The organism is Goodfellowiella coeruleoviolacea, assembly GCF_024171785.1.
In the GTDB taxonomy this organism is placed as follows: Bacteria; Actinomycetota; Actinomycetes; order Mycobacteriales; family Pseudonocardiaceae; genus Goodfellowiella; species Goodfellowiella coeruleoviolacea.
In genome coordinates this window covers 1-9,070 of record NZ_JAMTCK010000040.1, presented here as the reverse complement: position 1 = coordinate 9,070, position 9,070 = coordinate 1, and the positions used below count along the sequence as shown (strand labels likewise).

Sequence of the window (9,070 nt, the reverse complement as noted above, 5' to 3'; positions counted from 1 at the left end):
ACGGGTGAGCGTCTGGACACTGGTGAGTTGACGGCGGAGTACTGGTATCGCAACCTGCGGGAGACGGTGCGGTTCGACCAGGCCATCCGCCAGGCCCTCGGTGATGGTGCTGGGGTGGTGATCGAGGCCAGCCCCCACCCCGTGCTCGTTCCGGGTGTCCAGGACATCATCGATGACACCGGTGCGCAGGCGGTGACATTGGGTACCCTGCGCCGCGACGACGGCGGACAGGACCGCTTCCTCACCGCGCTGGCCGAAGCACACGTCCACGGCGCGAAAATCAACTGGCCGGCGCTCTTCCCGACTGGCCGCCGCATCGATCTGCCCACCTATCCCTTCCAACAGCAGCGGTACTGGCTGACCAAGCGGCGCTCCGCCGGCCAGTCCGGTTGGTCGGCCGGCCACCCGATCCTCGTCGACGCCGTGCCACTGGCCGGTGCCGATGCGGTGGTGCTCACCGGCCGGTTGTCGCTGTCGGAGCAGCCGTGGTTGGCCGACCACGCGGTGAACGGCACGGTGCTGTTGCCCGGCACCGCCTTCGTGGAGATGGCGCTTCGCGCCGGAGACGAGGTCGGCTGCGACCGGGTGGAGGAACTGACCCTGGAAACGCCGCTGGTGCTGCCGGACCAGGGCGTGGTCACCCTCCAGGTCCGCGTTGACGAGCCGGACGAGCACGGCCAGCGCACCCTGACGATCCACTCCGGACTGGACGCGCGGCAGCCGCACACCTGGACCAGACACGCCACCGCGACCATGGCCACGGGTCGCACCCAGGTGTCCACATCGGAATCGTGGCCGCCGGCAGGCGCGACCCCGGTCGACGTCGAGGAGCTGCGCGACCGGCTCCACGGAGCGGGGTACCACTACGGCCAGGCATTCCAGGGCCTGCGCGCGGTGTGGCGGCGGGGCGAGGAGGCCTTCGCCGAGGTCGTGCTGGACGAGAACTGCCACACCGACGCCGATCGGTTCGGCCTGCACCCAGCGCTGTTCGATCTCGCACTGCACCCGGTCGGCGCCGGCGTCCTGCTGTCGGATCTCGACGGCGTCGCCCACCTGCCGTTCAGCTGGCGGGGTGTCTCGCTGCACAGCACCGGTGCCACCGTGCTGCGGGTTCGCCTGCGCCCGGTGGACGGCGGCGCGGTGGCGATGACCGCCGTCGACCCCACCGGGACTGTCGTGGCCACTGTGGACAGCCTGGTCCTGCGCCCGGTGTCCGGGCAGCAGCTCAGCCAGGCCAGGCAGCGCGACAACGCACTGCACCGAGTGGTGTGGACACCCGCGGAGCCCGGCCCGGCCCGGGATGTCCCAGCGGAGGTGCGGATGCTGGAGCCGCCAGCGGACGCCTCGGTCAGGACAGCCGTCACCGACGCACTGCACCTGGTGCAGTCCTGGCTGGCCGAGGAACGTGACGCGCTTCTGGTGGTGGTCACCCGCGGTGCGGTCGCGGCGCGTCCGGGGGAGCGGATCGGTGATCTGGGCCTGGCTGCGGCGTGGGGTCTGGTGCGGTCCGCGCAGTCGGAACACCCCGGCCGCTTCGTGTTGCTGGACATCGATGATCCGGCTCACCTCCCCGAGGTGTTGCCCGCTGTGCTGGCCGTGGGGGAGCCTGAGGTCGCCGTGCGCGACCGGCGCGCGCACGTGCCGCGACTGGCGCGGGCCGGCGCGGGCAACGGCGTGCGGCTGAACCCGAACGGCACCGTGCTGATCACCGGCGGCACCGGCACCCTGGGTGGCTTGGTGGCCAGGCACCTGGTCACCGAGCACGGTGTGCGCAGCCTGGTGTTGGCCAGCCGGAGCGGCGCCGGTGCCGGCGCGGCCGACCTGACCGAGTTGGGGGCCGAGGTCAGGGTCGTGGCCTGCGACGCAGCCGACCGGGACGCGCTGCGGTCGCTGATCGCCACGATTCCGGACCTGACGGCGGTGGTGCACGCGGCTGGCGTGCTCGACGACGGTGTGGTCACCGCACTGACCCCGCAGCGCATCGATGTCGTGCTGCGGCCGAAGGTGGACGCCGCGCTCAACCTGCACGAGCTGACCCGCGACATCGACCTGTCGGCCTTTGTGCTGTTCTCCTCGGCGTCGGCGCTGCTGGGCATGGCCGGGCAGGCCAACTACGCGGCGGCGAACTCCTTTGTGGACGCTCTTGCCCAGCGGCGCAGGGACGAGGGACTGCCTGCGGTGTCAGTGGCGTGGGGCTTCTGGGAGCACCGCTCGGGCATGACCGGGCACCTGGGAGAGACCGATGTGCGGCGGCTGCGCCGGTTCGGTGTTGGTCCGCTCAGCACGAGCCAGGGACTCGCCCTGTTCGACGCGGCGCTGTCGGCGGACGACGCTCCGGTCGTGGTCGCGGCGCGACTGGACACCACCGCGCTGCGAACGAGCACCACTCCGGTGCCCCCGCTGTTCCGGGGGCTGGTCGGGGTCCGGGGCAGGCCGGCGGCGACCAGTGCGCCACCGGCCGAGGAACTGTCGCACCGACTCGCCGCACTTCCGGCTGGCGAGCGAGACCAGTTCCTCGTCGACCTGGTGCGCACGCACGTGGCCGCGGTGCTGGGCCACACCGCGATCGGGTCGATCGCCCCGGCTCGCTCGTTCGCCGAACTCGGGTTCGACTCGCTCACCGCGGTCGAACTGCGCAACCGGCTCACCGCCGCCACCGGCCTGAGACTGCCGGCCACCCTGATCTTCGACCAGCCGACACCAGCGCGGCTCGCCGCGCACCTGGCCACGGCACTGGGCCCGGCCGACCCCACGGAGCACGTGCTCACCGAACTCGATCGACTGCTCGGCACGGTGGGCGACGGTGACGTGCGCGAGGCGGTGGCCGCCCGGCTGCGTTCGGTGCTCTCCGCCTGGCAGCCGCAGCCGACACCGCAGGCCGAGGAAGAGGAACTCGAATCCGCGAGTGACGACGAACTGTTCGACCTGATCCAGCGGGAGTTCGGCAAGTCCTGATCCGCCGTGACGGCAGAGGAGGTGACGGTGGCGTGGCCAACGAGGAGAAGCTCCGCGAGCACCTGAAGTGGATGACCGCGGAACTACGGCAGGCCCGTCGGCAACTGGCCGACAACGAGGCCCAGGCCAGGGAACCGATCGCCATCGTCGGGATGGGTTGCCGCTTTCCTGGTGGTGTCCGTTCACCCGAGGACCTGTGGCGGCTCGTGCTGGAGGGCCGGGACGTCATCGCGCCGCTGCCGGATGACCGCGGTTGGCGTGTCGAGGACATCTACGACCCGGACCCCGACCGCGCTGGCAGCACCTACGTGCGGGAGGGCGGGTTCCTCACCGACGCGGCGCGCTTCGACGCGGAGTTCTTCGGGATCAACCCGCGCGAGGCACTGGCGATGGACCCGCAGCAGCGGCTGCTGCTGGAGGTGGCCTGGGAGACCTTCGAGCGGGCCGGGCTGGCCCCGGCTTCCCTGCGGGGCAGCCGAACCGGGGTGTTCGCGGGCGTGATGTACCACGACTACGGCAGCAGGCTGGGAGCGGTTCCCAGCGATCTGGAGGGCTACCTGGTCAACGGGAGCGCGGGTGGTATCGCCTCCGGCCGGGTCGCCTACACCTTCGGTCTGGAAGGGCCGGCCGTCACCGTGGACACGGCGTGCTCGTCCGCGCTGGTGGCGCTGCACCTGGCGGTACAGGCGCTGCGGCAGGGCGAGTGCTCGCTGGCCCTGGCCGGCGGCGTGACCGTGATGTCCACACCCCAGTTGCTCGTCGAGTTCAGCCGGCAGCGGGGGCTGGCGCCGGACGGCCGGTCCAAGGCGTTCTCCGCCAGCGCGGACGGATTCGGCGTCGCCGAGGGTGTTGGCCTGTTGCTGGTGGAGCGGTTGTCGGACGCGCGGGCCAACGGGCACGAGGTGTTGGCGGTGGTGCGGGGCAGCGCGGTGAACTCCGACGGCGCCTCCAACGGCCTGACCGCGCCCAACGGACCGTCGCAGCAGCGGGTGATCCGGCAGGCGCTGGCCAGTGCCGGACTGTCCGCAGCGGACGTCGACGTGGTCGAGGCGCACGGCACCGGCACCCCGCTCGGTGATCCGATCGAGGCGCAGGCGTTGTTGGCCACCTACGGGCAGGGGCGGGACCGGCCACTGTGGCTCGGTTCGGTGAAGTCGAACATCGGGCACACCCAGGCGGCTGCGGGGGTGGCCGGGGTGATCAAGATGGTGATGGCCATGCGCCACGGTGTGGTGCCCAGGACGTTGCACGTGGACGAGCCCTCACCGCACGTGGACTGGTCATCAGGGCAGGTGCGGCTCGCGGCGCAGTCGGTGGCCTGGCCCGAGTTGGACCGACCCCGTCGGGCCGCGGTGTCGTCGTTCGGTGCCAGCGGCACCAACGCACACGCCATCCTCGAACACGTGGCGCCGGAGGAGGACCACCGGCCCGCACCTGACTCGGGGGTGCTGCCGTGGACGTTGTCCGCCCGCACGGCCGAAGCACTCCGACGCCAGGCAGCGGAACTGTCCCAGGTGGACGCCCGCCAGGACGACATCGGTCTCACCCTGGCGACCGCCCGGACCGCGTTCGGCGAACACCGGGCGGTCGTGCTCGCCGAAAACCTGGCGGGCTTCCGGCACGGACTGGATGTGCTGGCGGCGGACGGGACCGCCGCCGGGGTGGTGCGCGGGCGGGTGGTGGGTGATCCGGCCAAGGTTGTGTTGGTGTTTCCGGGTCAGGGGTCGCAGTGGGTGGGGATGGGTGTGGCGTTGTGGGAGTCCTCGCGGGTGTTCGGGGAGTGGATGGAGCGGTGTGGGGTGGCGTTGCGGGAGTGGGTGGGCTGGGAGTTGCGGGATGTGATCGGTGATGGGGTGGCGTTGGGGCGGGTGGAGGTGGTGCAGCCGGTGTTGTGGGCGGTGATGGTGTCGTTGGCGGGGTTGTGGCGGGAGTGTGGGGTGGATGTGGTGGGGGTGGTGGGGCATTCGCAGGGGGAGATCGCGGCGGCGTGTGTGGCGGGTGGGTTGTCGTTGGAGCAGGGGGCGCGGGTGGTGGCGGTGCGCTCCCGGGTGCTGGCGGAGTTGGCTGGCCGGGGTGGGATGGTGTCGGTGCCGTTGCCGGTGGAGGAGGTGCCGGTGGTGGCGGGGGTGTCGGTGGCGGCGGTGAACGGGCCGCGGTCCACGGTGTTGTCGGGGGATGTGGCGGGTGTGGAGCGGGTGTGTGGGGTGGTGGAGGGTGCGCGGCGGGTCGCGGTGGATTACGCCTCCCATTCGGTGCAGGTGGAGGCGGTGCGTGCGGAGTTGCTCAGCGGGTTGGTGGGTCTTGAGCCGGTTTCGGGTGGGGTGCCGTTCTATTCGACGGTGACGGGTGAGCGTCTGGACACTGGTGAGTTGACGGCGGAGTACTGGTATCGCAACCTGCGGGAGACGGTGCGGTTCGACCAGGCCATCCGCCAGGCACTGGGTGATGGTGCCGGGGTGGTGATCGAGGCCAGCCCCCATCCCGTGCTCGTTCCGGGCATGCAGGAGATCGTTGAGACCAGTGACCGCCGGGTGTCGGTGCTCGGATCACTGCGCCGCGACGACGGTGGTCAGGAACGGATGCTGACCGCCTTGGCCGAGGCGTACGTGAGCGGCGTCGCCGTGGACTGGAGCCAGGCCTTCCCCAACGCCCACCGCGTTGACCTGCCCACCTACCCGTTCCAGCGGCAGCGGTACTGGCACATGCCCACGCCCGCCGGCCCACCTGCCCTGGCGGACGAGCTGTGCTACGCGGTCGCGTGGACGCCGCTGCCGGACCACGCCGCGACGCTGACCGGCACCTGGCAGGTCGTGTCCACCCCGGACGTCCCCCATGCGGCAGCCGTGATCAGCGGACTGCGTCGACACGGCGCGGATGTTCGGCCCGTCGCATGGGATGCGGCAGCTCCGCTCAACCAGCACGGCGTGACCGGCGTGGTGTCCCTGCTGGACCTGGAACGCACCGTCGAACTCGTCCAGGCGCTGCACGGCGCCGAAGCCACCCTGTGGCTGGTCACCAGCGGAGCCGTGTCGACCGGCCCGTCCGACCCACTGCCCAATCCGAGGCAGGCGATGGTGTGGGGACTGGGCAGGGCCGTGGCGCTCGAACAGCCGGAGAACTTCGGCGGACTGGTCGACCTGCCGGAGTGCCCGGAGGACACCGACATCGACCGGCTCTGCGCGGTGTTGTCCGGTGTGGACGGTGAGGACCAGGTCTCGGTCCGGCCGACCGGTAGCTTCGCCCGACGCCTGGTTCGCGTGGGCAGCGCACAACCGCGGCGCGCGTGGCGACCAACCGGAACGGTGCTCGTGACCGGCGGCACCGGTGCGCTCGGTGCCCATGTGGCGCGCTGGCTGGTGCGGTCCGGAGCAGAACACGTCGTGCTGGTGAGCCGGCGTGGCAGCCACGCACCCGGTGCGGCCGCGCTGGCCGCCGAACTGGGTGCCGCGGTGAGCGTGGCCGCGTGCGATGTCGCCGACCGGACCGCCCTGGCCGACCTGCTGGCGAGCCTGCCCCGACTGGACGCGGTGGTGCACACGGCGGGTGTGCTGGACCAGCGGCCGGTCAACGAGTTGACGCGCCAGCGACTGGACGAGGTGCTGCGCGCCAAGGTGACCGGTGCGGTCAACCTGCACGAGTTGACCGCGGAACGCGACCTCTCGGCGTTCGTGCTGTTCTCCTCGGCCTCGGGCGTGTGGGGCGCGGCCGGCCAGGCTGCCTACGGCGCGGCCAACGCCTACCTCGACGCACTGGCCCAGCACCGCCGCGCCGCGGGCCTGCCGGCCACGTCGATCGCGTGGGGTGCGTGGGCCGGTGCCGGCATGGCCGCCAGCTGGGACGAGGACCTGCGGCAGCGCGGAGTGCTGGCGATGCCACCGGAGCGGGCTCTCGCGGGGTTGCGCCGTGCCCTCGACCACGACGAGACCGCCGTGGTGGTGGCCGATGTCGACTGGACGCGTTTCGCGCCGCTGTTCACCGCGCGACGACCGAGCCCGCTGCTGTCCGGTGTGGACGAACCGGCTGCGCAACCTGACGAACCCGACGCGCACCAGGAGCCGGCGTTCGTGCGGCGCATGGCGGCACTCGCACCGGACCAGCGAACCAGGGCACTCGCCGCACTGGTGCGTGACGAGACCGCGCTGGTGCTCGGACATCCCGCCGGCACCGGCATCGACATGGACCGCGCCTTCAAACAGCTCGGGTTCGACTCCATGACCGCCGTCGACCTGCGCAACCGGCTGCGTGCCAGCACCGGACTGCCGCTGCCCACCACCCTGCTGTTCGACCACCCGACCCCGAGCGCACTGGTGGCGCACCTCCGGTCGCTGATCGGCGCGGCACCGGGCGACGCGGTACCCGCGACCACCGGGGCAGCCGCCACCCCGACCTCAGCCGAGCCGCTGGCCATCGTGGCGATGAGCTGCCGGCTGCCCGGTGGGGTGCGCTCACCCGAGGACCTGTGGCGGTTGCTGTGCGACGAGGTGGACGCGATCGGTGAGTTCCCCACCGACCGAGGTTGGGACGTGGAATCGCTGTACGACCCCGAACCCGGCCGGCCGGGGCGGTCCTACACCCGGCAGGGTGGGTTCCTCTACGACGCTGACCGGTTCGACGCGGAGTTCTTCGGCATCAACCCGCGTGAGGCGGTGGCGATGGACCCGCAGCAGCGGCTGCTGCTGGAGGTCGCCTGGGAGGCGTTCGAGCGGGCCGGTATCGATCCCGCGACCCTGCGCGGCAGCGCGACCGGCGTGTTCGTCGGTGCGATGACCCAGGACTACGGGCCCAGGTTGGACGAGGCCCCGCAGGACTTCGAGGGCTACCTGCTCACCGGCAACACCGGCAGCGTGGCCTCGGGACGGCTGGCCTACACCTTCGGCTTTGAGGGCAGCGCGGTCACCGTGGACACCGGCTGTTCCTCGTCGCTGGTGGCGCTGCACCTGGCCGCGCAGGCGCTGCGGCAGGGGGAGTGCTCGCTCGCGCTCGTCGGCGGCGTGACGGTGATGCCGGATCCCGGGGTGTTCATCGAGTTCAGCCGCCAGCGCGGGCTGGCAGCGGACGGCCGGTGCAAGGCGTTCGCCTCAGCAGCCGACGGAACGGGCTGGGCGGAAGGCGTTGGTGTGTTGCTGGTGGAGCGGTTGTCGGATGCGCGGGCCAATGGGCATGAGGTGTTGGCGGTGGTGCGGGGGAGTGCGGTGAATTCGGATGGTGCGTCGAATGGGTTGACGGCGCCGAATGGTCCGTCGCAGCAGCGGGTGATTCGGGCGGCGTTGGTGTCGGCGGGGTTGGTGTCGGGTGAGGTGGATGTGGTGGAGGGGCATGGGACGGGGACGCGGTTGGGTGATCCGATCGAGGCGCAGGCGTTGTTGGCGACCTACGGGCAGGGGCGGGATCGGGATCGGCCGTTGTGGTTGGGGTCGGTGAAGTCGAACATCGGGCACACCCAGGCGGCTGCGGGGGTGGCCGGGGTCATCAAGATGGTCATGGCCATGCGCCACGGCCTGCTGCCGAAGACCCTGCACGTGGATTCCCCTTCACCGCACGTGGACTGGGACGCGGGTGCCGTGGCGCTGCTCACCGAGCAGCAACCGTGGCCGGAGACCAACCGGCCACGGCGGGCCGGTGTGTCCTCGTTCGGGGTCAGCGGCACCAACGCGCACATCATCATCGAGCAGGCGCCGGCCGAACCGGCCCCGGCCCGGCGGCCTGAAGGACAGGCGCTCGCCGGGACCACCCGCAGCCCGCTCGCCGTTCCGGCCGAGCCGGGTCCGCGGCGAGTGCCAGCGGCCTGGCCGGTGCTGCTGTCCGCCCGCACCGAACCAGCACTGCGTGCCCAGGCACACCGACTGAAGTCCTATCTGGACGCCAGGCCCGAGACTGACCTGGCGGACCTCACCCTGTCGCTGGCCACCGGCAGAGCCGCGCTGGAGCGGCGAGCCGGTGTTGTCGCCACCGACCACGACGAACTCCGGTCCACACTGGACCTGCTGGCGGCGGGACGTCCGGCCGCGAACCTGGTGAGCGGTACCGCCGCGCCGGACCCGGCCAAGGTTGTGTTGGTGTTTCCGGGTCAGGGGTCGCAGTGGGTGGGGATGGGTGTGGCGTTGTGGGAGTCCTC

General features: G+C 71.7%; 2 protein-coding genes. Both read left to right on the top strand.

The genetic code is table 11. From position 1 onward, the window contains the following. The coding region (locus tag LX83_RS37410) for a type I polyketide synthase (RefSeq protein ID WP_253780922.1) at positions 1–2,955 on the top strand (2,955 nt) is incomplete at its 5' end. 32 nt (positions 2,956–2,987) lie between these two features. Next, a partial coding sequence (locus LX83_RS37405; RefSeq protein ID WP_253780920.1) for a type I polyketide synthase occupies positions 2,988–9,070 on the top strand: 6,083 nt, incomplete at its 3' end.